This is a genomic window from Gordonia sp. IITR100, assembly GCF_002009645.1.
GTDB lineage: Bacteria > Actinomycetota > Actinomycetes > Mycobacteriales > Mycobacteriaceae > Gordonia > Gordonia hongkongensis.
In genome coordinates, this window is record NZ_MVKV01000003.1 from 330,255 (window position 1) to 356,591 (window position 26,337).

General features: G+C 68.3%; 24 protein-coding genes. 13 read left to right on the top strand and 11 right to left on the bottom strand.

Going from position 1 to position 26,337, the window contains the following annotated elements; all coding sequences use genetic code 11:
• Positions 1 to 2 precede the first annotated feature (2 nt).
• The 3 genes from tpiA to ppc all read left to right on the top strand — a co-directional run bounded on the left by tpiA (position 3) and on the right by ppc (position 4,021).
• A complete protein-coding gene (gene tpiA, locus B1818_RS07925) occupies positions 3 to 791 on the top strand; it encodes a triose-phosphate isomerase (RefSeq protein ID WP_058250367.1) in 789 nt (262 codons plus the stop codon).
• A gap of 106 nt (positions 792 to 897) precedes the next feature.
• Positions 898 to 1,134, top strand: coding sequence for a preprotein translocase subunit SecG (gene secG, locus B1818_RS07930; protein ID WP_010841002.1), 237 nt, complete (start codon positions 898 to 900; stop codon positions 1,132 to 1,134).
• A 55-nt stretch (positions 1,135 to 1,189) separates the two neighbouring features.
• Positions 1,190 to 4,021: a phosphoenolpyruvate carboxylase gene (gene ppc / locus B1818_RS07935; RefSeq protein WP_078112374.1), complete on the top strand. Its 2,832-nt coding sequence runs from the start codon at positions 1,190 to 1,192 to the stop codon at positions 4,019 to 4,021.
• Positions 4,022 to 4,028: 7 nt separating this feature from the next.
• On the opposite strand, the gene pgl is transcribed toward ppc, so the two are convergent.
• From pgl to tkt, 5 genes are read right to left on the bottom strand one after another with little or no spacing between them, the layout of a single operon-like run.
• Positions 4,029 to 4,766, bottom strand: coding sequence for a 6-phosphogluconolactonase (pgl, locus tag B1818_RS07940; RefSeq protein ID WP_078112375.1), 738 nt, complete (start codon positions 4,764 to 4,766; stop codon positions 4,029 to 4,031).
• On the bottom strand, positions 4,763 to 5,695 hold the full coding sequence (locus B1818_RS07945) for a glucose-6-phosphate dehydrogenase assembly protein OpcA (protein WP_058250370.1): 933 nt from the start codon (positions 5,693 to 5,695) through the stop codon (positions 4,763 to 4,765). The genes pgl and B1818_RS07945 overlap by 4 nt, the downstream gene beginning before the upstream one ends.
• 49 nt (positions 5,696 to 5,744) lie before the next feature.
• The gene (zwf, locus tag B1818_RS07950) at positions 5,745 to 7,298 is read right to left on the bottom strand and encodes a glucose-6-phosphate dehydrogenase (protein ID WP_078112376.1); all 1,554 of its coding nucleotides are present in this window, start codon (positions 7,296 to 7,298) and stop codon (positions 5,745 to 5,747) included.
• Positions 7,299 to 7,304: 6 nt separating this feature from the next.
• Complete coding sequence (gene tal, locus B1818_RS07955; RefSeq protein WP_078112377.1) at positions 7,305 to 8,426, bottom strand: transaldolase; 1,122 nt, start codon at positions 8,424 to 8,426, stop codon at positions 7,305 to 7,307.
• Positions 8,427 to 8,455: 29 nt separating this feature from the next.
• Positions 8,456 to 10,534, bottom strand: coding sequence for a transketolase (gene tkt / locus B1818_RS07960; protein ID WP_078112459.1), 2,079 nt, complete (start codon positions 10,532 to 10,534; stop codon positions 8,456 to 8,458).
• A 340-nt stretch (positions 10,535 to 10,874) separates the two neighbouring features.
• Between tkt and B1818_RS07965 the strand changes: the two genes are divergently transcribed.
• A complete protein-coding gene (locus B1818_RS07965) occupies positions 10,875 to 11,870 on the top strand; it encodes a heme o synthase (RefSeq protein WP_078112378.1) in 996 nt (331 codons plus the stop codon).
• A 7-nt stretch (positions 11,871 to 11,877) separates the two neighbouring features.
• Here B1818_RS07965 and B1818_RS07970 read toward each other — a convergent pair whose 3' ends face one another.
• Entirely contained in the window at positions 11,878 to 12,852 is a 975-nt protein-coding gene (locus B1818_RS07970; protein ID WP_078112379.1) for a quinone oxidoreductase, read from the bottom strand.
• 32 nt (positions 12,853 to 12,884) lie between these two features.
• Here B1818_RS07970 and B1818_RS07975 point away from each other — a divergent pair, with 32 nt between their 5' ends.
• Positions 12,885 to 13,271, top strand: a complete 387-nt coding sequence (locus B1818_RS07975; protein WP_058250374.1) for a hypothetical protein — start codon at positions 12,885 to 12,887, stop codon at positions 13,269 to 13,271.
• A gap of 13 nt (positions 13,272 to 13,284) precedes the next feature.
• On the opposite strand, the gene B1818_RS07980 is transcribed toward B1818_RS07975, so the two are convergent.
• From B1818_RS07980 to mptB, 4 genes are all read right to left on the bottom strand, one after another.
• Positions 13,285 to 14,334: a heme A synthase gene (locus B1818_RS07980; protein ID WP_058250569.1), complete on the bottom strand. Its 1,050-nt coding sequence runs from the start codon at positions 14,332 to 14,334 to the stop codon at positions 13,285 to 13,287.
• Positions 14,331 to 15,092, bottom strand: coding sequence for an ABC transporter permease (locus tag B1818_RS07985; RefSeq protein WP_137811340.1), 762 nt, complete (start codon positions 15,090 to 15,092; stop codon positions 14,331 to 14,333). Before B1818_RS07985 ends, B1818_RS07980 begins: the two co-directional genes overlap by 4 nt.
• Positions 15,093 to 15,157: 65 nt before the next feature.
• Entirely contained in the window at positions 15,158 to 16,180 is a 1,023-nt protein-coding gene (locus B1818_RS07990) for an ABC transporter ATP-binding protein (protein WP_078112380.1), read from the bottom strand.
• 66 nt (positions 16,181 to 16,246) lie between these two features.
• A complete protein-coding gene (gene mptB, locus B1818_RS07995) occupies positions 16,247 to 18,067 on the bottom strand; it encodes a polyprenol phosphomannose-dependent alpha 1,6 mannosyltransferase MptB (RefSeq protein ID WP_078112381.1) in 1,821 nt (606 codons plus the stop codon).
• Between the two features lie 133 nt (positions 18,068 to 18,200).
• Between mptB and B1818_RS08000 the strand changes: the two genes are divergently transcribed.
• The 8 genes from B1818_RS08000 (at position 18,201) to B1818_RS08035 (ending at position 25,208) form a co-directional block, all read left to right on the top strand.
• On the top strand, positions 18,201 to 19,043 hold the full coding sequence (locus tag B1818_RS08000; protein WP_078112382.1) for a metalloregulator ArsR/SmtB family transcription factor: 843 nt from the start codon (positions 18,201 to 18,203) through the stop codon (positions 19,041 to 19,043).
• Positions 19,040 to 20,488, top strand: a complete 1,449-nt coding sequence (gene sufB / locus B1818_RS08005; protein WP_058250379.1) for a Fe-S cluster assembly protein SufB — start codon at positions 19,040 to 19,042, stop codon at positions 20,486 to 20,488. Before B1818_RS08000 ends, sufB begins: the two co-directional genes overlap by 4 nt.
• Positions 20,488 to 21,675: a Fe-S cluster assembly protein SufD gene (sufD, locus tag B1818_RS08010; protein ID WP_078112383.1), complete on the top strand. Its 1,188-nt coding sequence runs from the start codon at positions 20,488 to 20,490 to the stop codon at positions 21,673 to 21,675. Before sufB ends, sufD begins: the two co-directional genes overlap by 1 nt.
• Positions 21,676 to 21,733: 58 nt before the next feature.
• The gene (gene sufC, locus B1818_RS08015) at positions 21,734 to 22,507 is read left to right on the top strand and encodes a Fe-S cluster assembly ATPase SufC (RefSeq protein ID WP_058250381.1); all 774 of its coding nucleotides are present in this window, start codon (positions 21,734 to 21,736) and stop codon (positions 22,505 to 22,507) included.
• Between the two features lie 45 nt (positions 22,508 to 22,552).
• A complete protein-coding gene (locus B1818_RS08020; protein ID WP_078112460.1) occupies positions 22,553 to 23,830 on the top strand; it encodes a cysteine desulfurase in 1,278 nt (425 codons plus the stop codon).
• 3 nt (positions 23,831 to 23,833) lie between these two features.
• Positions 23,834 to 24,301 (top strand): Fe-S cluster assembly sulfur transfer protein SufU, encoded by a 468-nt coding sequence (sufU, locus tag B1818_RS08025; protein ID WP_058250382.1) that lies wholly within the window; start codon positions 23,834 to 23,836, stop codon positions 24,299 to 24,301.
• The gene (locus B1818_RS08030) at positions 24,298 to 24,714 is read left to right on the top strand and encodes a metal-sulfur cluster assembly factor (protein ID WP_078112384.1); all 417 of its coding nucleotides are present in this window, start codon (positions 24,298 to 24,300) and stop codon (positions 24,712 to 24,714) included. Before sufU ends, B1818_RS08030 begins: the two co-directional genes overlap by 4 nt.
• Before the next feature lie 101 nt (positions 24,715 to 24,815).
• Positions 24,816 to 25,208 carry a DUF1992 domain-containing protein gene (locus B1818_RS08035; RefSeq protein WP_078112385.1) on the top strand — a complete coding sequence of 131 codons (393 nt, stop codon included), beginning with the start codon at positions 24,816 to 24,818 and terminating at the stop codon, positions 25,206 to 25,208.
• Here B1818_RS08035 and B1818_RS08040 read toward each other — a convergent pair whose 3' ends face one another.
• Entirely contained in the window at positions 25,209 to 26,336 is a 1,128-nt protein-coding gene (locus B1818_RS08040; protein WP_078112461.1) for a lycopene cyclase family protein, read from the bottom strand.
• Position 26,337 lies beyond the last annotated feature (1 nt).

Below are 26,337 nucleotides of genomic sequence, written 5' to 3' on the forward strand. Positions count from 1 at the left end.
CCATGGCAACTCGTAAACCGCTCATCGCGGGCAACTGGAAGATGAATCTGAACCACCTCGAGGCCATCGCGCTGGTTCAGAAGATCGCCTTCGCCCTCCCGGCGAAGTACTTCGACAAGGTCGATGTGACGGTCATCCCGCCGTTCACCGACATCCGCAGCGTGCAGACGGTCGTCGACGGCGACAAGCTCCTGCTCACCTACGGTGCGCAAGACCTGTCGGCGCACGACTCGGGCGCCTACACCGGCGAGATCAGCGGTGCGTTCCTCGCGAAACTCGGCTGCACCTTCGTGGTGGTCGGGCACTCCGAGCGTCGCACCCTGCACAACGAGACCGATGAGGTCGTGCTGGCCAAGACGAAGGCGGCGCTCAAGCACGAACTCACCCCGATCGTGTGCATCGGTGAGGGGCTCGACGTCCGCGAGGCCGGCGACCACGTGGCCTACAACGTGGCGCAGCTCAAGGGATCGCTCGCCGGTCTGTCCGCGGCCGAGATCGCTCAGACCGTCATCGCGTACGAGCCGGTCTGGGCGATCGGCACCGGCCGGGTGGCGAGTGCGGACGACGCCCAGGAGGTGTGCAAGGCGATCCGTGAGGCGCTGGCGGAGATCGCCGACGCCGAGACCGCGGCATCGGTGCGGATCCTCTACGGCGGATCGGTCAACGCCAAGAACGTCGGCGACATCGTCGGACGTCCCGACGTCGACGGCGCGTTGGTCGGCGGTGCATCGCTGAAGTCCGACGAGTTCGCGACGCTGTCGGCGATAGCCGCGGGTGGCCCCTTGCCCTGACGGGTCGCACCCACGCGTACACTGTGGCAGGTTGGCCTCTTTTCGGGGGTTGACCTGCCACAGCTGTATGTAGGGGCTTTACGGAAGGGCGTTGCGACTCGTGACTGTGCAAGGTGCACTCGACATCGGATTGATCGTGACCAGCGTGTTGCTGATCGTGCTCATCCTGCTGCACCGCGGCAAGGGTGGCGGTCTGTCGTCGCTGTTCGGCGGCGGTGTCCAGTCCAGCCTCTCGGGCTCGAGCGTCGTCGAACGCAACTTGGACCGGTTGACGATCTTCGTCGGGCTCATCTGGGTGATCTTCATCGTCGGCGTGGGCGTCGACATCAAACTGTCCGGCTAGCCACCGTACGCGCCTCGGGATGCCGCGCCCGTGAGTTGCCGGGATACTTGACGGCATGAGTGAAACCGTCCCCGCGCGGGGAGTCCCGGACTGGCGCCCATCGATCTCCATCGTCGACCACATCGTCGTCGACGACGAGGGCCGAGCACTCACCGAACCCCTACGGGAGGACATCCGCCTTCTCGGCGGAATCCTGGGTGACGTCGTCCGCGAACACTCCGGCAGCGACGTCTTCGACCTCGTCGAAGCCGCCCGCGTGGCCGCATTCCGAGTGCGCCGCAACGAGATCGACCGCACCGAACTCGCCGACATGTTCGTCGATCTGGACATCTCCACCGCGGTCCCGGTCATCCGCGCGTTCAGCCACTTCGCCCTGCTGGCGAACCTGGCCGAGGACATCCACCGTGAGCGGCGCCGCGCCATCCACGTCCGGGCCGGTGACCCGCCCCAGGACAGCAGCCTCGCCGCCACCTACCGCAAGCTCGCCGAGGCGGGACTCGGCGACGACGAGGTCGGCCGGGCGCTGGCCGATGCCGCCGTGGTGCCGGTCATCACCGCTCACCCCACCGAGACCCGTCGCCGCACCGTCTTCGAGGCCCAGAACCGCATCACCGAGCTGATGCGATTCCGCGGCCGCACCGAGCTGATGCCGGACGAGGACGCGGAGGTCACCGAGTCCATCCGGCGTCAGATCCTGACACTCTGGCAGACCGCCCTCATCCGCCTCGAACGTCTCACCATCCAGGACGAGATCCGTTCCGGGCTCCGCTATTACGACGCCTCGTTCTTCGAGGTCGTGCCCGCCATCAACACCGCGGTACGCACCGCGCTGCGCTCGACATACCCCGACGCCGGACTCGCCGACGAACCGATGATCCGGATGGGGTCCTGGATCGGCGGCGACCGCGACGGCAATCCGTTCGTGAACTCCGAGGTGGTGACCCTGGCCACCACGCTCGCCGCGCAGACCGCAGTCGGACATCACCTGGCCGAACTCGAGAGTCTCGCACAGGAACTCAGCATGTCGGCCCGGCTCATCGACGCCAGCGACACCCTGTTCGACCTCGCCGGGGCCGACGCCGACGACCCGGGGGCCGACGAGCCCTTCCGGCTCGCCCTGCGCTCCATCCGGTCCCGTCTGGTGGCGACCGCCCGGGAGATGTTCGACGACGACTTCCTCACCTCGAGCGACCTCTTCCTCATCGACGGGAAACAGCCGTACGGCGACGCCGCCGAACTCCTCGCCGACCTCGATGTGATCGACGGCGCGCTGCGCGCGAACAACGACGACACGATCGCCGACGACCGGTTGCTCGCCCTGCGAGAAGCCGTGCGCACCTTCGGGTTCCACCTGTCCGGACTGGACATGCGGCAGAACTCCGACATGCACGAGGAAGTGGTCGCCGAGCTGCTCGCGTGGGCGGGTGTGCATCCGGACTATGCGTCGCTCGACGAGACCGAGCGCGTCGAGATCCTCTCCGCGGAACTGCGTGCGCGTCGACCGTTGACCAGTCCCGACGCCGAGCTGAGCGAGCTGGCCACCAAGGAACTCGGAATCGTCCGGGCCGCCGCCAGGGCGGTCGCGACCTTCGGTCCCGCGGCCGTGCCCAACTATGTGATCAGCATGTGCACGTCGGTCAGTGACATGCTCGAGGCGCTGATCCTGCTCAAGGAGGCAGGCCTCTACGACGCGAATGACGGTTCTCCGCGGTGTAGTGTCCGCGTGGTTCCGCTGTTCGAGACGATCGAGGATCTCCAGCAGGGCGCAGCGACCCTCCTCGCCGTTCTCGACGTCCCGTTCTATAAGGCGATGGTCGAGTCCCAGAACGGGATTCAGGAGATCATGCTCGGCTACTCGGACTCGAACAAGGACGGCGGCTACATGGCCGCGAACTGGGCGCTCTACCGCGCCGAGCTCGATCTGGTCGACGTGGCGTCGCGGTCGGGCATCAGGTTGCGTCTGTTCCATGGGCGCGGCGGGACCGTCGGGCGCGGCGGCGGTCCCAGTTACGACGCCATCCTGGCCCAGCCGCCCGGTGCGGTTCAGGGCTCGCTGCGCATCACCGAGCAGGGCGAGATCATCGCCGCGAAGTACGCCGAACCGGTCACGGCGCGGCGCAACCTGGAGACGCTGCTCGCCGCAACCATCGAGTCCTCGCTCCTGGACACCGAAGGCCTCGGCGACGAATCCGATTCGGCCTACGAAATCATGGACGACATCGCGGCGAAGGCGCGAGCCGCGTACAGCCGGCTGGTCCACGAGACCCCGGGATTCGTCGAGTACTTCACCACCTCGACGCCCCTGTCGGAGATCGGTGCCCTCAACATCGGCAGCCGGCCGGCGTCGCGCAAGCAGACCGAGAAGATCTCCGATCTGCGGGCCATCCCGTGGGTGCTCTCGTGGACGCAGTCGCGCGTGATGCTGCCCGGCTGGTACGGCACGGGCTCGGCGTTCGAGGAATGGGTCGGGGACGATCCGGAGCGGTTGGAGACGTTGCGGCGGTACTACGCCAAGTGGCCGTTCTTCCGCACCGTGATGTCGAACATGGCTCAGGTACTGGCGAAGTCGGACATGGGCCTGGCCCACCGGTACGCACAGCTGGTGCCCGACGAGGAGCTGCGCGAGCGGGTGTTCGGCATGATCGTCGACGAACACGAGCGGACGATCGCGATGTGCGCGAAGATCACCGGCACCGACGACCTGCTCCACGACAACGCCGCGCTGAAGCGGTCGGTCTACAACCGCTTCCCGTATCTCGAGCCGCTCAACCTGCTGCAGGTCGAGTTGCTGCGGCGCTTCCGTGCGGGGGAGGACACCCCGATCGTGCGGCGCGGGATCCAGCTCACGATGAACGGCCTCGCCACCGCGCTGCGGAACTCGGGCTAGCGGACGGTCACCGGATGTCGGCGGCGGCCGCGTCGTCGAGGAACCAGATGGTCTCCTCGGTGCCGCGCGCCCCGGCGGCGGGCCAGTCGGCCGGGTCCGCGCCACCGTGTGCGGCACCGACCGCCTCGGCTTTGTCGTCGCCGGCGACCAGGAACCACACCTGCCGGGAACGGTTGACGACGGGCAGGGTCAGGGTGATCCGGCGCGGCGGCGGCTTCGGCGAATCCTCGACGGCGACCACCGACTTCGTGGTCTCCGCGGTGGCCGCAGTGTGCGGGAACAACGAGTTGATGTGTCCCTCACCGCCCATGCCGAGCAGATGGAGATCGAACTCCGGCGCCACGCCGTCGCTCGACCGGCCGGCGAGAATCGCGGCGTAATCCGCGGCGGCGGCCTCGATGTCGTCGCCGAGCGGTCCGTCCGACGGCGCCATCGGGAACACCCGCGACGGGTCGACGGGGACGGTGTCGAGCAGCGCCTCGCGCGCCTGACCCGAATTGCGTTCCGGATCGTCGGCGGGGACGAAACGGTCGTCGCCCCAGTAGATGTCGACCTTGGACCAGTCGATGGTGCCGCTGTCGGCGGCGAGCGCCGACAGGAGGCCGATCCCGTTGCTGCCGCCGGTCAGCACCACACTCGCGACGCCGCGTTCGGCCTGGGCTCGGGTCACGAGATCCACGAACCGGGTCGCGGCGGTCTCGACGAGTTCCTGCTTGGAGTCGAAGACGAGGGTCTCGGTGGTCATCGGGCGGCAACTCCTTCGGTGTCATCTGTGAACTCGACCTCGGGCACACCCTTGAGTGCTTCGATGTACACCTCGTCGGTGTCGAGTCGTCGTAGCTCCTCCGCGATACACGCGGGAAGTTCACGCCGGCCCATGGCGACGCGTCCATCGGGTTTGCCGGGCATCGTCAGCACGGCGTTGTTCTCCTCGTCGACGGCGAGGATGGTCGGTCCCTCGTCGCGGTGGAGTCGGATCTCGAAACTGCCGCGGCGGCGTCGTGTCGGGACGTTCAGGGTGGACCGCAGCCAACCGGCGATCAGGTCCACCGAGGGCGAGTTCTGCGACCCGGTGACCACGACCTCGGTGATCGGGGTGTGGGGCGGTCGGTCGACCGCGGACGCGAGGATCGCGCGCCAGTGGGTGATGTGGGTCCAGGCGAGGTCGGTGTCGCCGGGGGAGTAGGTCTCGAGGCGCTGCGCCAGCACCGCGAGCGAGTCGCCCGCCTTGCTCGCGTCGACGATGCGCCGGTGCCCGAGTTTGCCGAGCGGATCGTCGGCGGGGCGTCGTGGCCCCTTGCCCGGCCACCAGGTGACGACCGGGGTGTCGGGGAGGAGGAAGGGGGTCACCACGCTGTCCGGATGGTCGGCGAGTTCGCCCTGCAGCGACAGCACGACCACCTCGGAGGCGCCGGCATCGCCGCCCACGCGGATCTGTGCATCGAGTCGTGAGTCGCCTTCGCGCACACCGCGATACACGACGATGACGCGGCTGGGGTGCTCGCGGCTCGCGCCGACCGCCGCCTCGATGGCCCCCTCCATCGGCTCACCGAGTTCGACGCACACGACCAGGGTGAGCACGCGACCCAGACTCAGCGCGCCGCCCGCGGCGCGCACCTCGATGATCTTCTTGGCGACCTTTCCGGTCGACGTGTCGGGCAGTTCGACGATCATCGGGAGGCCTCCTGAACGGATCGGTCGGTGCGGGCGTACGGACGTCTCGTCACGGCCGGCGCCACGCGCGACCGGTGCGGACCATCATCTCCTCGGCCGAACGCGGCCCCCACGTCCCGGACTCGTAGGTGTCGGGCGACCCCGACTCGGCCCAGTGGTCGAGCACCGGATCGAGGATGCGCCAGGACAATTCGACTTCCTCGTTGACGGGGAACAGCGAGGGTTCACCCAGCAGGACGTCGAGGATGAGACGCTCGTACGCCTCCGGCGAGGCCTCGGTGAAGGCGGTGCCGTAGCTGAAGTCCATGTTGACGTCCCGGACCTCCATGCTCGACCCGGGGACCTTCGACCCGAACCGCAAGGTGATGCCCTCGTCCGGCTGGACCCGGATCACGAGCGCGTTCTGGCTCAGTTCCTCGGTCATGGTCTGGTCGAACGGCAGGTGCGGAGCGCGCTTGAAGACGAGTGCGATCTCGGTGACGCGACGGCCCAGGCGCTTTCCGGTGCGCAGATAGAACGGGACCCCTGCCCAGCGGCGGGAGTCGACCTCCAGGGCGATGGCGGCGAAGGTCTCGGTCTTCGAGTCCTTCGCGAAGCCCTCCTCCTCCTTGAGGCCCGGCACCTTCTCGCTGCCCTGCCAACCCGGTCCGTACTGACCGCGGGCAGTGTTCTCGTCGATCGGCAGGACGTTGCGCGTCGCGGCGAGAACCTTGATCTTCTCGGCCTGTAACTGCTTGGGCTCGAAGGAGATCGGCTCCTCCATCGCGACCAGGGCCATGAGCTGCAGCAGGTGGTTCTGGATGACGTCGCGCGCCGCGCCGATCCCGTCGTAGTAGCCCGCCCGGCCGCCGAGACCGATGTCCTCGGCCATGGTGATCTGGACGTGGTCGACGTAATGCGAACTCCACAGCGGATCGAACAACTGATTGGCGAACCGCAGGGCCAGGATGTTCTGGACGGTCTCCTTGCCCAGATAGTGGTCGATGCGGAACACCGACGACTCGGGGAAGACGTTGTTGACGATCGCGTTGAGTTCGCGTGCGGACTCGAGATCGTGACCGAACGGCTTCTCGATCACCACCCGCCGCCAGCTGTCACCGGTGGGGGCGGCGAGACCGCTGCGTTCGAGCTGCTCGCAGACCGTCGGGAAGGCCCCCGGCGGAATCGACAGGTAGAACGCGTGATTGCCGTCGGTCCCGCGTTCGACGTCGAGCGACTTGAGCGTGTCGCGCAGCCTGTCGAAGGCGGCGTCGTCGTCGAATGCGCCCTGCACGAACCGGAATCCCTCGGCGAGGCGTTCCCACACCTCTTCGCGGAATCCGGTCCGTGCGTGTTCACGGACGGCGTCGTGGACGATGGCGCCGAAGTCCTCGTCGGTCCAGTCGCGCCGCGCGAAGCCGACGAGGGCGAACGACGGTGGCAGGAGGCCGCGGTTGGCGAGGTCGTAGACCGCCGGCATCAACTTCTTGCGGGCGAGGTCGCCGGTGACCCCGAAGATGACCAGGCTGCACGGTCCCGCGATGCGCGGCAGCCGTTTGTCCTGCGGGTCACGGAGCGGATTGGTCCACGAACCGGTCCCGGTTGACTCCTCGCCTCCCGCCACCTGGGGTCAGCCCTTGTTCGCCGCGGACAGTTGCTCGGCGGTCGCGCTGAGCAGATCGTTCCACGCGTCCTCGAACTTGCTGACGCCCTCGTTCTCCAGGACCAGGAAGACGTCGGTCAGGTCGACGCCCACTGCGACGAGCTTGTCGAAGATCTCCTGCGACTCGGCGGCGAGACCGATGATGGACTCGGTGTTCACCCAGCCGTGGTCGGCGAAGGCGTCCATCGTCTTGCCCGGCATCGTGTTGACCGTGTTGGGCGCGACCAGCTCGCTCACATACAGGGTGTCCGGGTAGTCGGGGTTCTTGACGCCCGTCGACGCCCAGAGTGCGCGCTGCGGGCGGGCGCCCTTGGCCAGCAGCTCGGGGAACCTGGACTCGACCTCGAAGACCTGCTGGTAGGCCGAGTAGGCGAGACGTGCATTGGCCAGTGCGGCCTTGCCCTTGAGCTCGGTGGCCTCCGGGGTGCCGATGGCGTCGAGTCGCTTGTCGATCTCGGTGTCCACCCGCGACACGAAGAACGACGCGACCGAGTGGATCCGGGAGAGGTCGTGCCCGGCCTGGGCGGCGGCGTCGAGACCGTCGAGGTAGGCCTCCATGACCTTCTCGTAGCGCTCGACGGAGAAGATCAGGGTCACGTTCACGCTGATGCCCTCGGCGATCACCTTGGTGATGGCCGGCAGGCCGGCCTCGGTGGCCGGGATCTTGATGAGCAGGTTCGGCCGGTCGACGATCTTCCACAGTTCCACGGCCTGCGCCACCGTCGCGTCGGTGTCGTGGGCCAGACGCGGATCGACCTCGATCGACACCCGCCCGTCGACGCCGTCGGTCGCCTCGAAGGTCGGGGCGAGGACGTCACAGGCGTTGCGCACGTCGTCGGTGGTGACCGTGCGGATGGTGGCGTCCACATCGGCGCCCCGCGCGGCCAGTTCGTTGACCTGGTCGTCGTAGGCATTGCCCGTGGACAGCGCGGCCTGGAAGATCGACGGGTTGGTGGTCACCCCGACGACCGACTTGGTGGCGATGAGGTCCGCGAGATCGCCTGAGCTGATCAGGTCCCGGGACAGGTCGTCCAGCCACACCGAGACTCCGGCGGCGGACAATTCGGCGAGCTTCTCGTTCTGGGTCACGATTCTCTCCTCTTCGGGTTGTGGTGCGCTCAGCCGGCGACAGCGCGCTCGGCGGCTGCGGTCACGGCCTCGGCGGTGATGCCGAACTTCGTGAACAGCACCTTGTAGTCGGCGGAGGCGCCGAAGTGCTCGATCGAGACGATCTCGCCGCCGGCGCCGACGATGCGGTACCAGGGCATGGCGATGCCGGCTTCGACGGCGACGCGCGGAACCGACGGCGGCAGCACGTGGTCGCGGTAGCCCTGCGGCTGCTCGTCGAACCACTCGACACAGGGCATCGAGACGACGCGGGCCTTGATTCCCTTCTCCGCCAACGCCTTCTGCGCGTCCACGGCCAGGTACACCTCGGAACCGGTGCCGATGAGTACGACCTGCGGGTCGCCTTCGGAATCGCTCAGGACGTATCCGCCGTTGGCGACGCCCTGCGCCGAGGTGCCCTCGAGGATCGGGATGTTCTGGCGGGTGAGCGCCAGGCCGACCGGGTGGTTGCGGCGGGTCAGCAGGTGCTGCCAGGCGTACGCGGTCTCGTTGGCGTCGGCAGGACGCACGACGTCGAGGTTCGGGATCGCCCGCAGTGCGGCGAGGTGCTCGATCGGCTGATGGGTCGGGCCGTCCTCGCCGAGGCCGATCGAGTCGTGGGTCCAGACGTAGATCGGATCGATCTCCATCAGTGCCGCGAGGCGCACGGCGGGACGCATGTAGTCGGCGAACTGCAGGAAGGTGCCTCCGTAGGCGCGGGTCGGCCCGTGCAGGGCGATGCCCGAGAGGATCGATCCCATCGCGTGCTCACGGACGCCGAAGTGCAGGGTGCGGCCGTACGGGTTGGCCGACCACTTCTTGGTGCTGATCGACGTCGGGCCGAACGACGGCTCACCGTCCATCGTGGTGTTGTTCGAGCCGGCCAGGTCGGCCGAACCGCCCCACAGCTCGGGCAAAACGGGTGCCAGTGCGCCGAGGACCTTGCCCGAGGCGCTGCGGGTCGCGACGTCCTTGTCGCCGACGTTCCAGCTGGGCAGCACGTCGGTCCAGCCCTCGGGCAACTCGTGGGCGGTGAGCCGGTCGAAGAGCTTCTTGTTGTCGGGGTTCTTCTCAGCCCACGCGTCGAACGACGACGTCCACGCCTTACGCTCTTCGGCGCCGCGATCGACCAGCTTGCGGGTATGGCCGATCACCTCGTCGGTGACCTCGAAGTTCTTCTCCGGGTCGAAACCGAGGACCTTCTTCGTCGCCGCGACCTCGTCCTCACCGAGGGCCGCACCGTGGGCCATGCCGGTGTTCATCAAGTTCGGGGCGGGGTAGCCGATGATGGTGCGCAGACAGATGATCGACGGCCGGTCGATGACCTGCTGGGCCGCCTCGATCGCCGCCTCGATGGCGACGATGTCCTCGCCGCCCTCGACGGTCTGCACGTGCCAGCCGTAGGCCTCGTAGCGCTTGGCCACGTCTTCGGACAGTGCGATGTCGGTGTCGTCCTCGATCGAGATCTGGTTCTGGTCGTAGAACACGATCAGGTTTCCGAGCTGCTGCGTTCCGGCCAGCGAGCTGGCCTCGGAGGTCACACCTTCTTCGATGTCACCGTCGGACGCGACGACGTAGATGTAGTGGTCGAACGGACTCTTTCCCGGGGCCGCATCGGGGTCGAACAGGCCGCGCTCGCGTCGGGCTGCCATCGCCATGCCGACCGACGAGGCCAAACCCTGACCCAGGGGACCGGTGGTGATCTCCACACCGCGCGTGTGGCGGAACTCCGGGTGGCCGGGCGTGAGGGAATCCCAGGTACGTAGCGCCTCGATGTCGGAGAGCTCGAGACCGAACCCGCCGAGGTAGAGCTGGATGTACAGCGTGAGGCTCGAATGACCGCACGACAGCACGAAGCGGTCGCGGCCGGCCCAGTCGGTGTCGGTGGGGTCGTGGCGCATCACCCGCTGGAACAGGGTGTAGGCGAGGGGAGCGAGGCTCATCGCGGTGCCGGGGTGCCCGCTTCCGCACTTCTGCACTGCGTCAGCCGCCAGCAGCCGGGCCGTGTCGACGGCGCGGGTGTCGAGTTCGGTCCAGTCGTCCGGGTGGCGGGGGGTGGTCAATGCGCGGATCTCGTCGGTGTCGGCCACGATGCTGATTGTCTCCTGTGCCTGCTCGGTGCTTGTGTACTCGGTCCGTCTCGGACACATGGCGATCGGTACCCGGGGCGATCGGTACCGGGGCCATCCGTCTTCGGGCAACCGACGATCGTCGGCGTGTATGAGTCCAGAGTAATCGGCGCCGGGCCCGAGCTGCGCGCCGACCGATGGTTACCGGCGAGTTCAGGTGTCGTCGCCGGTCGCGGTGCCGCAGCCGGCGTCGCCATGCCTCGATTCACGGTTCGCAAAGGCAAACGTCTACCATGCTCTGTAGTAGCCCGCGGGCGTCTGTGCGGGCGGACGAGGAGTGTTCGTGAGGATAGGGGAGCGTGTGAGCGGGGACAGTTCCGCCGCATCTCACTCGACCGACACCGCATCGAATCCGCAGGTATCGACCGATCCGGTCGCACCGGGAGATCAGTCGTGGGCCGGGCGCGTGCGTGCGACGGTGCTCGCCTACATCGCACTGACCAAGCCGCGTGTCATCGAGTTGCTTCTCGTCGCGACGATCCCGGTCATGCTGCAAGCCGATCGCGGTCACGTCGACATCGCGGTCATCGCGTTCACGCTGATCGGCGGCTGGCTCGGTGCCGGCAGTGCCAACACCCTCAACATGGTCGCCGACGCAGACATCGACAAGAAGATGAAGCGCACCGCCCGGCGTCCGCTGGCCCGCCGCGCGGTCGCGCCGCGGAGCGCGCTCATCTTCGGTCTCGCGTTGTGGGCGGCGTCGTTCGCGGTCCTGTACTTCGCCGCCAACCTCCTCTCGGCGCTGCTGGTCTCGGCGACGATCCTGTTCTACGTCGGGGTCTACACGCTGATTCTCAAGCGTCGGACCTGGCAGAACGTGGTCTGGGGCGGCGCCGCGGGCTGTATGCCGACCCTGGTGGGTTGGGCCGCGGTCACCGGGTCGCTGAGCTGGCAGCCGATCGTCCTCTTCGCGGTCATCTTCTTCTGGACGCCGCCGCACACCTGGGCGCTGGCGATGCGCTACAAGGAGGACTACAAGGCGGCCGGTGTGCCGATGCTCCCGGTCATCGCGACCGAGGAACGCGTCACCCGCCAGATGCTGATCTACACGGTTCTCACCGTGGTGACCTCACTGCTGCTGATCCCGGCGACGAGCTGGATCTACACCGTGATCGCGCTGACCGCCGGTGGCTGGTTCCTGGAGCGGGTGACCAAGCTGTACCGCGACACCAAGCGCGGTGCCGAGGTGGCACCGCTGAAGGTGTTCCTACAGTCCAACGAGTACCTCGCCATCGTGTTCTGCGGACTCGCGATCGACGCGGTCGTCGGACTGCAGACCATCTCGTCCTACTTCTGAGCGCGGCTCACGTCCCGGCCGGCAACAGCACCGTCGAACCCGTGGTGACACGTGCCTCCAGGTCGGTGTGTGCGGCAGCCGCGTCGGCCAATCGGTAACGCTGGCCGACGCGCACCTCGACACTGCCGTCGACGATCGCCTCGAAGTACTCACCGGCCCGGCGGTTCAGTTCGTCGGCCGTGTCAGTGAAGTGCGCCAGTGTCGGCCGCGTCACCGACAACGACCCCGCGGCGTTGAGACGCTGGAGGTCGAACGGCGGAACCGGCCCGCTCGCCGCCCCGAAGAGCACGATGATCCCCCGGACCGCGGTCGACGCCAGCGACTGCTCGAAGGTGTCGGCGCCGACGCCGTCGTAGACCACCGGCACGCCGCGCCCGTCGGTGAGGTCGCGGACGCGGGAACTCAGGTCCTCTCCGTAGCGCAGAACGTGATCCGCCCCGGCGGCGCGCGAGAGTTCCGCCTTCTCATCGGACGAGACCGTCGTGATGACCGTCAGTCCGCGGCGCTTGGCGAGCTGGGTGAGGATCAGTCCGACACCGCCGCCACCGGCGTGCACGAGGATCGGATCGCCGGCTTGGGGATGAGCACTCCCGTCGAGGAGATAGTGCGCGGTGAGACCGCGGAGCAACGACGAACCGGCCACCGCGTCGTCGACCGCGTCGGGTACCGGGACCGCCTTCGAGGCCGGGACCGCGACAAGCTCGGCGTACGAACCCGGGGCCGCACACCAGGCGACCCGCTGACCTTCCTGCAGCGACGTCACATCCGAGCCGGTCGCGACGACGACGCCCGCGCCCTCGGTACCGGGGATGTAGGGCGGTGTGGAGGGGTACAGGCCCCGGCGCAGATAGGTGTCGATGAAGTTCACGCCCACCGCTGCGGTCCGGACGATCACCTCGTCGGCGGCCGGGATGGGATCGTCGACACTGCCGAAGGTCAGGACGTCGGGTCCTCCGTGGCGGGTCACCTGGATAGCTCGCACGACACCGTTCTACACGCCGGGATCGCCCCGGTATGCTGACCCCCATGACGAACACCACCGACGACGAGAAGTCGGGCACACAGCAGAAGGTCGAGGCGCCCACCGAGGTCGTCGCCTCGGTACGCAAGTTCGTCGAACGCGAAGGTGGCAGCGCGAAGGTCGTCCTCCAGGCGATCGGGGACGCCGGTGTGCGGATCACGCTCGTCGGCGACGCCAACGGCATCCTCGGGGACCGGGTCGTGCCCGACCTCGCGACCGCGCAGGCCGTGGTCGACGCCGTCGACGGTCTCGAGATCGCCGAATGGGACCGTGACCTCACCTCGGAGACCACGGTGTCGACGTCGCACTACCGCAAGATGGCGGGTTGGGTCGCGCGGCAGAAGCGCTTCCCGCGTGCGCGCAACCGCGCCATCCTCTGAGGCCGGAGTTCGATCAGGCAGGCTCGCGCAGCGGGTCTGCCTTTTTCGTCGCCGGATCCTTGACGATCGGGTTCCGCGCGATCAGGAGCTGCCAGGTGGCGCCGATGAGCAGGACCGCACTGCCGAACATGTGCGCGATGACGAGGGCGATGGGCAGATCGGTGGCGAACTGCACGAACCCGATCAGGCCCTGGAGCAGCAGGAGCAGCATGAACACCACTGCCGAGCGCTGTTGCGGCCGTGCGAAGACCCGTGCGTAGACGAGGGCCGCGATCGCGAGCCCGACGAGGGTGAAGACGGCGTCGGCGTGCAGCTGTGTCGCGTTGCCGGGGTCGAGACCGTTCCGCGGGGCGTCCACATCGCCGGCGTGCGGGCCGGAACCGGTCACGACCGTGCCGAGGTAGATCGTGCCCCAGGTGACGAGATAGACCAGCCAGGCGAGGTAGATGCCGAGCCGGCGCGTGGCGGTCGAGGGGGCGTCGGCATCGGGCGCGGTGGGCGTCGGATACGGACGCATCCGGTAGACGAGCACGGTGGATGCGGAGACCAACGCCATGGACAGCAGGAAATGCAGCGCGACGACCCACGGGTTGAGCTGGGTCAGGACCGTGATCCCGCCGATCACCCCCTGGAACGGGATACCGAGCGCGATGAGGGTGACCAGCCACTTGTCCCGGCGCGCCGCTCCGGCCGACCGCAGGACGGCGACCCAGGTCGCGATCGCGATGACGATCAGCACGAAGGTGAGCAGACGGTTGCCGAACTCGATCGCGCCGTGCATGCCCAGTTCGCCGTGCGGCACGAACGACTCGTCGGTGCACCGCGGCCAGGTCGGGCAACCGAGGCCCGAGGCGGTCACGCGCACGGCGCCGCCGGTGACCACGATGCCCACGTTCGAGACGAGCAGGGCGATGGCCCAGCGATGCACGAATCGTGCCGTCGGCCGGCCGAAGCCGGGGACGAACCGCCACGGACCGGTCAGCGGCCGGCGCGCGTCGCCGGCGGCCGCGGCATGATCGCCCGACCGGGCCGTGGCCGGGGCGTTCGAAGTATCGGATGTCATCGGAATCGGAACCACCTCACCGCCAAGGTGCCGGCCACCGCGGCCCACACCAGCAAGACACCCACCCCGAAGGCGTCGAACGAACCCTCCGAGGCCATCTCGAGCGCCTCGCTCAGTGCCCCCGACGGGATGCACCGCGCGATCCAGTGCACGGCGTCGGGGATGTTGGAGTCGACGACGACGAGACTGCCGAGGCCGATGAACGCGAACCACAGCAGGTTCGCCAGTGCCAGCACGACCTCGGCCTTCAAGGTGCCGCCGAGCAGCAGCCCGAGAGCCGCGAAGCACGCGGTGCCGACCGCGAGGACCACCGCACCGATGAGCAGACCGACGGGGCTCGGTCGCCAGCCGAACGCGGCGCCGATCCCACCGAGGATCACCGACTGCAGCGCGACCACCACGAGGACCGCGATCGACTTGCCGGCGATGATGCCCCAGCGCGGTATCGGCGTCGCGCCGAGGCGTTTCAGCGCGCCGTAGCGACGGTCGAAGCCGACGGCGATCGCCTGTCCGGTGAACGCCGTCGACATCACCGCGACGGTCAGGATCGCCGGGACGAACAGCGCCGCCCGCTCGGCGGGGCCGTCGCCGAACCCGGTGTCGATCGGCAGCAGGCACAGACCGACGAGCAGCGTGATCGGGATGAACATCGTGAGGAGCAACTGCTCGCCGTTGCGGAGCAGGAGCTTGAGTTCGAGGCCGCTCTGCGCGGCGATCATCGCCGGCAGCGACGCCGCCCGGGGAGCGGGGCGGAACAGGCCGTCGGGGAATGTTCCGGCAGCACGGTCGGCGGGGCGGGGGAGCCCGGTGGGTGCGGATGAGGTCACGGTCGAAGGGTCCGTCCGGTGAGATCGAGGAAGACGTCTTCGAGGCTGCGGGTCTCCACGCGCAGATCGGTCGCGAGGACGTTGATCTTGGCGCACCAGGCGGTCACCGTGGCCAGCACCTGCGGCGTCATCGGACCGATGACCAGATACGAGCCGGGGGTGGCCTCCGTGCAGTGGTAGTCCTCGGGCAGGGCCAGCACCAGCATCGACAGGTCGAGTCCACGTGGTGCGGTGAAGCGCAGTTCGTTCTCGGCGCCGGTGCTGGTGAGGTCGGCGGGTGTCCCGTCGGCGACGACGTGGCCGTGATCGATGATCGCGACGTGGTCGGCGAGTTCCTCGGCCTCGTCCATCAGATGAGTCGTGAGCAGGACGGATGCTCCGTCGGCCCGGAGCCGGCCGATGAGTTCCCACACGACAAGGCGGGCGTGGGCATCGAGTCCGGCGGTCGGTTCGTCGAGGAAGACCAGTTCGGGGCGGCTGACGACCGCGCAGGCGAGGGCCAGGCGCTGCTGCTGGCCACCGGACAGACGTCGGTAGGACGTACGACGCACCTCGGTCAGCCCGAGTGCGTCGAGCAGGAAATCGGGATCGATGGGATCGGCCGAATACGCGGCCACCAGGCCCAGCATCTCCTCGGCCCGGGCTCCCGGGTAGGCGCCACCGCCTTGCAGCATGACGCCGATGCGGCGCCTGAGCGCGTCGTTGTCGGCGATGGGATCGAGACCCAGGACGCGGACACTGCCGGCGTCGGGTGCGGTGAAGCCCTCGCAGATCTCGACGGTCGTGGTCTTGCCCGCGCCGTTGGGACCGAGCAGGGCGAGGATCTCGCCGCGTTCGAGGGTGAGATCGAGCCGATCGACCGCGGTGCGATCACCGAAGCGCTTGATAAGACCGCGGACCTCGACGGCCGCCGCAGTGGCGGCCGGGGTGCCGGCGGAGGCGGCTGACCCGGGATCGCGGAGCCGACGATCGTTCACCCGATCGTCGTCGTTGATCTGCCGAGAGGTCGTGCTGCGCACACTGGTCAGACTAGGCGCTCGGAGCCCAGGGACGAAAAGCGGTGACCGGGCACACGGCGCATGCGCTCATCGTCGTGCCGACGCCGACCCGGCCGTCGCCTCGTCGTCGTCCGACACGGGCCCGCGGCGGCGTCGCCGACGGGGCGCGCGGTCCTCGAAGAACAGGGCGGTGAGAACCGCGACCATGATCACACCGGCCAGAAGTCCTTGTGCCAGAACCACTCCGCTCGTGTTGGAACTCGTGGGCATCACCACGATGGCGATGATCGCCGACGCCGCGATGGTGGAGATCCGGAACCAGGCGCCGGTGGCCCACGCGGCCAGCGGGATCACGGCCCACAGGAGGTACCAGGCCTGCACGAACGGGAAGAACAGCACGACTGTGGCCATCGACACACCGAGTGCGCCGAGTGGGTGGAGCCGGCCGCCGAGCGTGGCGAGCATCCACCGGACGATGAACAGGGCGGCGACGAGCTGGCCGATGGGCCGGGCCACCTCGAGGATCGCCTGCGTGTGCTCACCGAGGCCGAGGGTGACACCGATCCGGCCGGTGGTCACCGACAACAGGGTCGGCATCGACATCCACGAGCGGACGATCTCGCCCGTCGACAACGTGCCCGTCCAGCCGAAGCCGAGCCCGGTGCCGAGGGAGATTCCCATCATCACGATGCCCAGGACCACCACGTAGAAGGCCGCCGACGCGCTCAGCATGTACACCGACCACCGGGAGCGACCCCACCATTCCCGGATCGGCGTGTGGCGGAGCACGGGCAGGGTGGCGCCCCACCGCATGGCCAGGGCGATGCCGACGAAGCCCAGGGCGAGCATCGAGGTGACCTTGATCATCGCCGACGCCGCGAGCACCGCACCGCCGCCGATGAGCAACCAGCCCGCTCGGGTGGGGACGAGGGTCCCGGGTCGGCGGAGTCGTTCGGCGCCGTAGATGGCGCGGAAACTCAACTCGAGACCGACCAGCATCAGGCCGAGCATGAGGGCCTCGTTGTGGATGCCCCCGACGAGATGCAGGATGACCAGCGGGTTCATCGCGCCCAGCCAGAGTGCGGCCACCGACGAGACCCCGCAGCGGCGGGCCAGGCGGGGGAGTGCCCAGACGATGAGCGCGACGCCGATCAGTGCGACGACACGGTGCAGGAAGATCGCGGCGGTGATGTTGTCGCCGGTGACCTTGGTGATGCCCTCGCCGATCCACAGGAAGAAGGGGCCGTAAGGCGCGGGGGTGTCACGCCAGAGGTTGGGCACCGACCTGGTCAGGATGTGGTCCACGCCGAGTCCGCGGACCGGACTGACCGAGTACGGATCCATGCCCCGGAAGGCGATGGCGCTCTGCGCGAGATACGAGTAGATGTCCTTGCTCAGCAGCGGCGGCGCCACGATGATCGGGGCGATCCACAGCATGAGGGTCCGGTCGGCCTGGCGGCGGCTCATACGGCGCTCCGGGCTCCGGCCGTGGCGGACCTCGATGCTGAACCGGCCGACTGCGAACCGGCCGAGCAACAACCACGCGACGACCAGGGTGATCGCGCCGCCGATGGACAGCGCGAGGGCGGTGCCGAACATGCGTGACGGCAACGACAGGACGCGCATCCCGGCAACGGGGTTCTGCAGTACGGGTACCGCACCGGTCCCGAGGGCGCCGATGAGGATCAGTACCGAGCCGGTGGCGCCGAAGAGCTTGATCCGGCGGAGCCGGCGGGTCTCCTCGGCGTTGAGCGGGCCGACCTCGCGCTCGTCGTCGTGTAGGCGGGCCACGGTCTTGCCGTAGTCGCCGGGTTCGGCGCCGGCAGCGGCAGGGCGCTGTTTGCGCAGTCCGAGATAGTCGAGCAGGGCGACCAACCGGGTCCACACGAGTCCGAAGTAGTCCGGCACGCGGCGCGGAGCTGTGGTTTCGGGCACACGACGACTGTAATCGCCGGGCGTGGTGGCCTCTCGACCCCCTGCGATAAGGGCACCCTTGCTGGCAGTAGGGAAGTAATTACGTCACACTCGTGTTGTGAAAACCATGCGGAACGATGTTGTGCTGCCTTCTGGCAGTGCCGGCGCCGTGCCCTCCGCTGGTACGGGTGCCGGAGTGACCGGCGGTGTCGACGCGCACCATGACGGTCAGACCCGGGAGGCCGTGGTCACCCTGCTCGTCGAAGACGGCCCGCTCACTGCCGGCGACATCGGCGAGCGCCTCGGCATCTCGGCGGCCGGCGTGCGTCGCCATCTCGACGCCCTGACCGGCGCCGGGGACATCGAGGTCGCCTCGCCGGGGTTCGGTCAGCGAGGCCGGGGCCGACCAGCCAAGTACTTTCAGCTCACCGCTTCCGGACGCGGCAAGATGCGCCACGCCTACGACGACCTGGCCGGTGCGGCGATGCGTAAGCTGCGTGATCTCGGCGGCACCGACGCGGTCGCCGAGTTCGCCCGCGAGCGCGTCGAACGCATCGTGGCCGGCGTCCGTCCCAGCACCGGCCCGGTGACCGTCGCCGACACGGTCGACGAGATCGCCGACGCGCTCACCAGCGCGGGGTACTCGACCAACACGCGTCAGGTCGGGACCGGCATGCAGATCTGCCAGCACCATTGCCCGGTGGCGCACGTTGCCACCGAGTTCCCGGAGCTGTGTGAGGCGGAGACCGCGGTCTTCACCGAACTGCTCGGCACGCACGTGCAGCGTCTGGCGACCATCGCCAACGGTGACTGCGCCTGCACCACCCATGTGCCGATCCACCCACCGCCGGGTGGGACCACCGAACACCGACCCGGGGCCGTCGCGGACCCCGATATGCAGCCCGTATCGCCCCGCGCCACCCCGAACCAGACACCGACCGCCACGACAACCCGAAAGGCCACGCGATGACTGTCACCGATCCGGCCACCCCGACCCCAGCGGCGCCCCTCACCCAGGAGGAGACGATCGCCGCCCTCGGCAAGTACGGCTACGGCTGGGCCGATTCCGACGTCGCGGGCGCGAGCGCCAAGCGCGGACTGTCCCCGGCGGTCGTCGCCGACATCTCGGCGAAGAAGAGCGAGCCCGAGTGGATGCTCGAGCAGCGCCTCAAGGCCCTCAAGATCTTCGACAAGAAGCCCATGCCCGGCTGGGGTGCGGGGCTCGAGGGCATCGACTTCGACAACATCAAGTACTTCGTGCGCTCCAGCGAGAAGCAGGCCGCCACGTGGGACGACCTGCCCGAGGACATCAAGAACACCTACGACAAGCTCGGCATCCCCGAGGCGGAGAAGCAGCGTCTCGTCTCCGGTGTCGCGGCGCAGTACGAGTCCGAGGTCGTGTACCACTCGATCCGTGAGGACCTCGAGAAGCAGGGCGTGATCTTCCTCGACACCGACACCGCGCTCAAGGAGCACCCGGAGATCTTCCAGCAGTACTTCGGGACCGTCATCCCGGCGGGCGACAACAAGTTCTCCGCGCTCAACACCGCGGTGTGGTCGGGTGGGTCCTTCATCTACGTGCCGCCGGGTGTCCACGTCGACATCCCGCTGCAGGCCTACTTCCGGATCAACACCGAGAACATGGGCCAGTTCGAGCGCACGCTGATCATCGTCGACGAGGGTGCCTATGTGCACTACGTCGAGGGCTGTACCGCGCCGATCTACAAGACGGACTCGCTGCACTCCGCGGTCGTCGAGATCATCGTGAAGAAGGGCGGCCGCTGCCGCTACACGACCATCCAGAACTGGTCGAACAACGTCTACAACCTGGTGACCAAGCGCGCGAAGGCCGAGGCCGGTGCGACCATGGAGTGGATCGACGGCAACATCGGTTCCAAGGTCACCATGAAGTACCCGGCGGTCTGGCTGACCGGCGAGCACGCCAAGGGCGAGGTCCTCTCGGTCGCGTTCGCGGGTGAGGGCCAGCACCAGGACACCGGTTCCAAGATGGTCCACCTCGCGCCGAACACCTCGAGCAACATCGTCTCCAAGTCGGTGGCCCGTGGCGGTGGCCGGGCGTCGTACCGCGGTCTGATCAAGATCAACAACGGCGCGCACGGCAGCCGGTCGACGGTGAAATGCGACGCGCTGCTGGTGGACACCATCTCGCGCAGCGACACCTACCCGTACGTCGACATCCGCGAGGACGACGTGACGATGGGCCACGAGGCGACCGTCTCGAAGGTCAGCGACGATCAGCTCTTCTACCTGATGAGCCGCGGTCTGACCGAGGACGAGGCGATGGCCATGGTGGTCCGCGGCTTCGTCGAGCCGATCGCCAAGGAACTCCCGATGGAATACGCGCTCGAGCTCAACCGCCTGATCGAGCTCCAGATGGAAGGAGCTGTCGGCTGATGGCCGATCCCACATTGCCCGTGACCACTCCCGGCTCGGCGGCGCCCGTCGTCAACAAGGGCGAGATGTTCACCTCGTTCGACGTCGACGCCTTCGAGGTGCCGAGTCCCCGCGAGGAGGCGTGGCGGTTCACCCCGTTCCGTCGCCTCCGCGGGTTGCACGACGGGTCCGCGCAACGGACCGGCGAGGCCGGCGTAGAGGTTGCCGGGGCCGTCGAGGGTGTGACCGTCGAGACCGTCGGTCGCGACGACAAGCGGCTCGGTGAGGGCGGCGTGCCGTTCGACCGTGTTGCCGCGCAGGCGTATTCGTCGTTCACGCAGGCGACCGTGGTGACCGTCGGCCGCGAGGTCGAGCTCGCCGAGCCCGTCACCGTCACGGTCACCGGTCCCGGCGAGGGCGAGACCGCCTTCGGCCACACCCAGATCCGGCTCGAGGCGTTCGCGCGCGCCGTCGTCGTCCTCGATCAGAAGGGCAGCGGCACGTTCGCGGAGAACGTCGAATTCGTCGTCGGCGACAGTGCCGCACTGACCGTCGTGAACATCCACGACTGGGAGGACGACGCCGTCCACGTCGCGACGCATCACGTGCGTGCCGGCCGTGACTCCGTGGTCCGCCACTTCGCGATCAGCTTCGGCGGCAACCTGGTTCGGCTGTCGCCGATCGTCCACTACGACGCGCCCGGTGGCGACGTCGAGATGTGGGGTCTGTACTTCGCCGACGCCGGCCAGCATCTCGAGCAGCGACTCCTCGTCGACCACAGCCAGCCGCACTGCCGCTCGAACGTCGTCTACAAGGGCGCGCTGCAGGGCGACGTCTCCGGCGATCGCAGCCGTGAGGCCCACACCGTGTGGGTCGGCGACGTGCTGATCCGCGCCGAGGCCGAGGGCACCGACACCTTCGAGCTCAACCGCAACCTGGTGCTCACCGACAACGCGCGCGCCGACTCGGTGCCGAACCTCGAGATCGAGACCGGCGAGATCGTCGGCGCCGGACATGCCAGCGCCACCGGCCGTTTCGACGACGAGCAACTGTTCTACCTGCAGGCCCGCGGCATCCCCGAGGACCAGGCCCGACGCCTCGTCATCCGCGGCTTCTTCGGCGAGGTGATCGCCAAGATCGGTGTGCCCGAGCTGCGCGAGCGTCTCTCGGCCGCGGTCGAGCAGGAACTCGAACTCGCCGGCGCCTGACCGTCGACCACCCTCGCCATACGAACGTCCCCAGCCCGGAGAAAGAAATCCTGAGACTATGACCACACTGGAAATCCGTGACCTGCACGTCGACGTCGCGCAGACCGACGCCGACGCCGAGCCCATCCACATCCTCAAGGGTGTCGACCTGACCGTGAAGTCGGGCGAGACGCACGCGATCATGGGCCCCAACGGTTCCGGCAAGTCGACGCTGTCCTACGCCATCGCCGGCCACCCCAAGTACGAGGTGACCTCGGGGTCGATCACCCTCGACGGTGAGGACGTCCTGGAGATGAGCGTCGACGAGCGCGCCCGCGCCGGACTGTTCCTCGCCATGCAGTACCCCGTCGAGGTGCCCGGCGTCTCGATGTCGAACTTCCTGCGGACCGCCGCCACCGCCGTGCGCGGTGAGGCGCCGAAGCTGCGCCACTGGGTCAAGGAGACCAAGGAGGCGATGACCTCGCTCGACATCGATCCGTCGTTCTCCGAGCGCAGTGTCAACGAGGGTTTCTCCGGCGGTGAGAAGAAGCGTCACGAGATCCTCCAGCTCGATCTGCTCAAGCCGCGGATCGCGATCCTCGACGAGACCGACTCGGGACTCGACGTCGACGCCCTGCGGGTGGTCAGCGAGGGCGTGAACCGCTACAAGGAGCGCGACAACGGCGGGATCCTGCTGATCACGCACTACACGCGCATCCTCCGCTACATCAAGCCGGAGTTCGTGCACGTCTTCGTCAACGGCCGCGTCGTCGAATCCGCCGGTCCCGAACTCGCCGACGAGCTCGAGGAGAAGGGTTACGAGCGTTTCACCTCGGCTGCCAAGGCCGGCTGAGACCGCCCGACCGATCCGAGCCGACCAGCACAGGAGGTGTACCAGGTGACAGTCTCGACAGAGGTTTCCACCGCCCTGGACGTCGATTCGCTGCGCGCCGACTTCCCGATCCTCTCGCGCACCGTGCGCGACGGAAAGCCGCTGGTGTACCTGGATTCCGGGGCGACCTCGCAGCGTCCGGTCCAGGTGCTCGACGCCGAACGGTACTTCCTCACGCACCACAACGCGGCGGTGCATCGCGGCGCGCATCAGCTCGCCGAAGAGGCGACCGATGCGTATGAGGACGCCCGGGAGGTCATCGCGGCGTTCGTGGGGGCGTCCGCCGACGAGCTCGTGTTCACCAAGAACGCGACCGAGGCACTCAACCTCGTGACCTACACCCTCGGCGACCCGCGGTCCGCGGACGTCCTCGGGGGTTCGGCGCTCGGGCCCGGCGACACCGTCGTCATCACCGAGCTGGAGCATCACGCCAATCTCGTTCCGTGGCAGGAGCTCTGCGGCCGCACGGGCGCGACGCTCCGCTGGTTCGGGGTCACCGACGAGGGCCGGATCGACCTGGATTCGCTGACCCTCGACGAGTCGGTGAAGGTCGTCTCGTTCACCCATCAATCGAATGTGACCGGGGCGGTCGCCGATGTGGCCGAGCTGGTCTCGCGCGCACGCGCGGTCGGCGCACTCGTCGTGCTCGACGCCTGCCAGTCGGTGCCGCACATGCCGGTCGACTTCCGTGCACTCGACGTCGACTTCGCCGCCTTCTCCGGGCACAAGATGTTCGGGCCCAGTGGCGTCGGAGCGCTGTACGGCAAGTCCGATCTGCTGAATGCGTTGCCGCCGTTCATCACCGGCGGCTCGATGATCGAGACCGTGACCATGGAGGGGTCGACCTACGCCCCGCCGCCGCAACGGTTCGAGGCGGGCGTGCCGATGACCTCGCAGGTCGTCGGACTCGGTGCCGCGGTGCGCTACCTGACCGACCTCGGCATGGACGCCGTCGCCGCGCATGAGCATGCGCTGACCGCGCGGGCGCTGGAGCATCTCGGCGACATCGAGGGCCTGCGGATCATCGGGCCCTCGACCCCGGAGAACCGCGGCGGCGCCGTAGCCTTCCTCGTCGACGGCATCCACGCCCACGATCTCGGTCAGATCCTCGACGACGAGGGCGTGGCCATCCGGGTGGGTCACCACTGCACGTGGCCGCTGCACCGGCGCTTCGGCGTCGCCGCCACCGCGCGTGCGTCGTTCGCCGCGTACAACACGTTCGCCGAGGTCGATGCGCTCGCCGCCGCGATCGTCACGGCGCAGAAGTTCTTCGGGACGGTCTGAGCCATGCGGATGGAACAGATGTACCAGGAAGTGATCCTGGACCACTACAAACACCCACACGGGCGCGGACTCCGTGAACCGTTCGGTGCCGAGGTCCACCACGTCAACCCGACCTGTGGTGACGAGGTCACCCTGCGCGTGGCGGTCTCCGACGACGGTTCGAGCATCGACGACGTGTCCTACGACGGGCAGGGATGCTCGATCTCGCAGGCGTCGACGTCGGTGTTGCACGACCTCATCGTCGGCCGGCCGGTCGGGGAAGCACTGGCCACCGTCGAGTCGTTCAACGCGATGATGACCTCCCGCGGCAAGGACGCCGGCGACGAGGACGTCATCGGCGACGGGATCGCCTTCGCCGGGGTGAGCAAATACCCGGCACGCGTCAAATGCGCGCTCCTGGGCTGGATGGCCTTCAAGGACGCACTCGCGCAGACGATGGACAGCCACGAGACACGAGCGGAGACAGCATGAGTGACGACACAGCCACCACGGACACACCGACGACCGAGCCGACGACCGAGGCCACCGACACCGGCGTGACGGGGACACCCGCCGCGCCCGCGACGTCGCTGCCGGCCATCGAGGACGTCGAGGAGGCGATGCGCGACGTGGTCGACCCCGAACTGGGGATCAACGTCGTCGACCTCGGCTTGGTCTACGGCATCGAGGTGACCGACGACGCGGTCGCGAAGATCGACATGACCCTCACCTCGGCGGCCTGTCCGCTGACCGACGTGATCGAGGATCAGTCGCGCGGTGCGCTGGTCTCCAGCGGTCTGTGCACCGACATGGAGATCAACTGGGTCTGGCTGCCGCCGTGGGGTCCGGACAAGATCACCGACGACGGTCGCGAGCAGCTCCGCGCCCTCGGCTTCACCGTCTGACCGACGATCGGACACACCACTGCGCCGGCCCCGGTCATGATCGACGACCGGGTCCGGCGCTTGTTCGTCGGTAGGGCACTTCCGTGCGGGGAGTTGATCGCATGAGGCGTTTCGAGTCGCGGGTCGAGCGGATGATCCGCGAGGCCACCGAACGCGGCGAGTTCGACAACCTGCCGGGCGCGGGGAAGCCGTTGGACCTGACCGACAGCGACGATCCCGACTGGTGGGTCAAACGCAAGATCCGCGAGGAGAACCTCGACTCGTCCGCGTTGCTCCCGGCGCCGCTGCTGTTGCGCCGGGAGGCACAGGATTTCCCGGAGTCGCTGCGCCACATCGCCGACGAGGACGCGGTCCGCGACATCCTCGTCGAGTTCAATCGCCGTGTGCGAGAGGCACATCTCGCCTCCCGCCAGATGGCGTTGCCGCACAGCGTCGTGGCGCACACCGTCGACGTCGATGACGTGATCCGACGCTGGCGGGCTCTGCGGCGGTGATCAGCCGGCGTCGCCGGCCCACGCCGGGGTGGACATGGCACCGCGCGCCACCACGACGCGAGTACGCATGTCGACCGCAGCGATGACCCTGGTCATCGCGCTCATCGTGCCGGTGAGATCGTCCCGTTTGCTCAGGTAACTGCGTTGTGCGGCAAGGGGCATCGTGAAGAACGCCTCGAAGAAGGCGACCGTCTGCGACGGACTGAGCCCCAGCAGAGCGCTGAGCCCACGGAGACGCAGGTTGTGTACCGCACGGGTGGACGGCGGCCACAGATCCTTGGCGGGTTCTCGACCCGCGGCGAGAGCGGCCACCACGGCGTCCGTGCACATGAACGATGTCGCGACGCTGTAGCCGGTCGTCGGGTTCTTGAAACCGCCCGCGGCGCCGAACCGGAAAACGGGATCGCGCCAGGGGTGTGGTGACGAGCCGGTCAGCGGGAAGTCGACGTGCTCGACCCGCCGGATCCCCGACGGCATCCCGCCGAGCCGCGCGGCCAGGCGGCGCTCGAGTTCGTCGAGACCGAGGGCGGGATGCCCGGCGAGGCAGGTCTCCTCGAGGAGGTACTCGCCCCCGCCGAGCGGCACGACATACAGAAAGGACGGCAGCGCCCGGCGGTCTGTCGCGCCACCCCGCCAGTCCATGAGCAGTGCCTCGTGTCCGTCCAGCACGGGTGCGGCCACCTCCGCGTCGACGATGATCCCGTACGCGGTCTGTCGAGGTGCGTCGTGGGGGAGCGCACCGCGACAGTCGACCACGACATCGCCGGTCAGGACCGAACCGTCATCGAGATGCACACGCGCGCCGTCGATCTCGACCACCCGGGCGGAACGGGTCGGAACCCCGTCGAGGGTCAGTGACCGTTGCAGGCCGGGGGTGTCGAAGACGGTGTACCCGCGGGCCACCTCCTCGAGTTCGCGGCCCGCGATCCCGATGCGCTCGGTCCGGGCGGCGACGGCGGACTGCTCGACCCACTCGGGCAACTCGTCGGACCAGCAGGCGAACGTGGACCGCCAGACCCGGTCGGGGGACGGATCGACCAGGGTGACCGGTACGCCGGCACGGGCCAGGCGGTGGACGAGGGCGCGGCCGGCCGGCCCGGCCCCCGCGACGATGACTCCGGAACTCACA

Bases quoted from the DNA above. Each gene is read 5' to 3' on its own strand.
- B1818_RS08030 (WP_078112384.1), top strand. From the start codon at position 24,298: ATGAGTGACGACACAGCCACCACGGACACACCGACGACCGAGCCGACG.
- pgl (WP_078112375.1), bottom strand. From the start codon at position 4,766: ATGACCACCGAGACCCTCGTCTTCGACTCCAAGCAGGAACTCGTCGAG.
- B1818_RS07980 (WP_058250569.1), bottom strand. From the start codon at position 14,334: ATGACATCCGATACTTCGAACGCCCCGGCCACGGCCCGGTCGGGCGAT.
- B1818_RS07945 (WP_058250370.1), bottom strand. From the start codon at position 5,695: ATGATCGTCGAACTGCCCGACACGTCGACCGGAAAGGTCGCCAAGAAG.
- tpiA (WP_058250367.1), top strand. From the start codon at position 3: ATGGCAACTCGTAAACCGCTCATCGCGGGCAACTGGAAGATGAATCTG.
- sufU (WP_058250382.1), top strand. From the start codon at position 23,834: ATGCGGATGGAACAGATGTACCAGGAAGTGATCCTGGACCACTACAAA.
- sufB (WP_058250379.1), top strand. From the start codon at position 19,040: ATGACTGTCACCGATCCGGCCACCCCGACCCCAGCGGCGCCCCTCACC.
- B1818_RS08035 (WP_078112385.1), top strand. From the start codon at position 24,816: ATGAGGCGTTTCGAGTCGCGGGTCGAGCGGATGATCCGCGAGGCCACC.
- B1818_RS07975 (WP_058250374.1), top strand. From the start codon at position 12,885: ATGCTGACCCCCATGACGAACACCACCGACGACGAGAAGTCGGGCACA.
- ppc (WP_078112374.1), top strand. From the start codon at position 1,190: ATGAGTGAAACCGTCCCCGCGCGGGGAGTCCCGGACTGGCGCCCATCG.
- B1818_RS08000 (WP_078112382.1), top strand. From the start codon at position 18,201: ATGCGGAACGATGTTGTGCTGCCTTCTGGCAGTGCCGGCGCCGTGCCC.
- sufC (WP_058250381.1), top strand. From the start codon at position 21,734: ATGACCACACTGGAAATCCGTGACCTGCACGTCGACGTCGCGCAGACC.
- sufD (WP_078112383.1), top strand. From the start codon at position 20,488: ATGGCCGATCCCACATTGCCCGTGACCACTCCCGGCTCGGCGGCGCCC.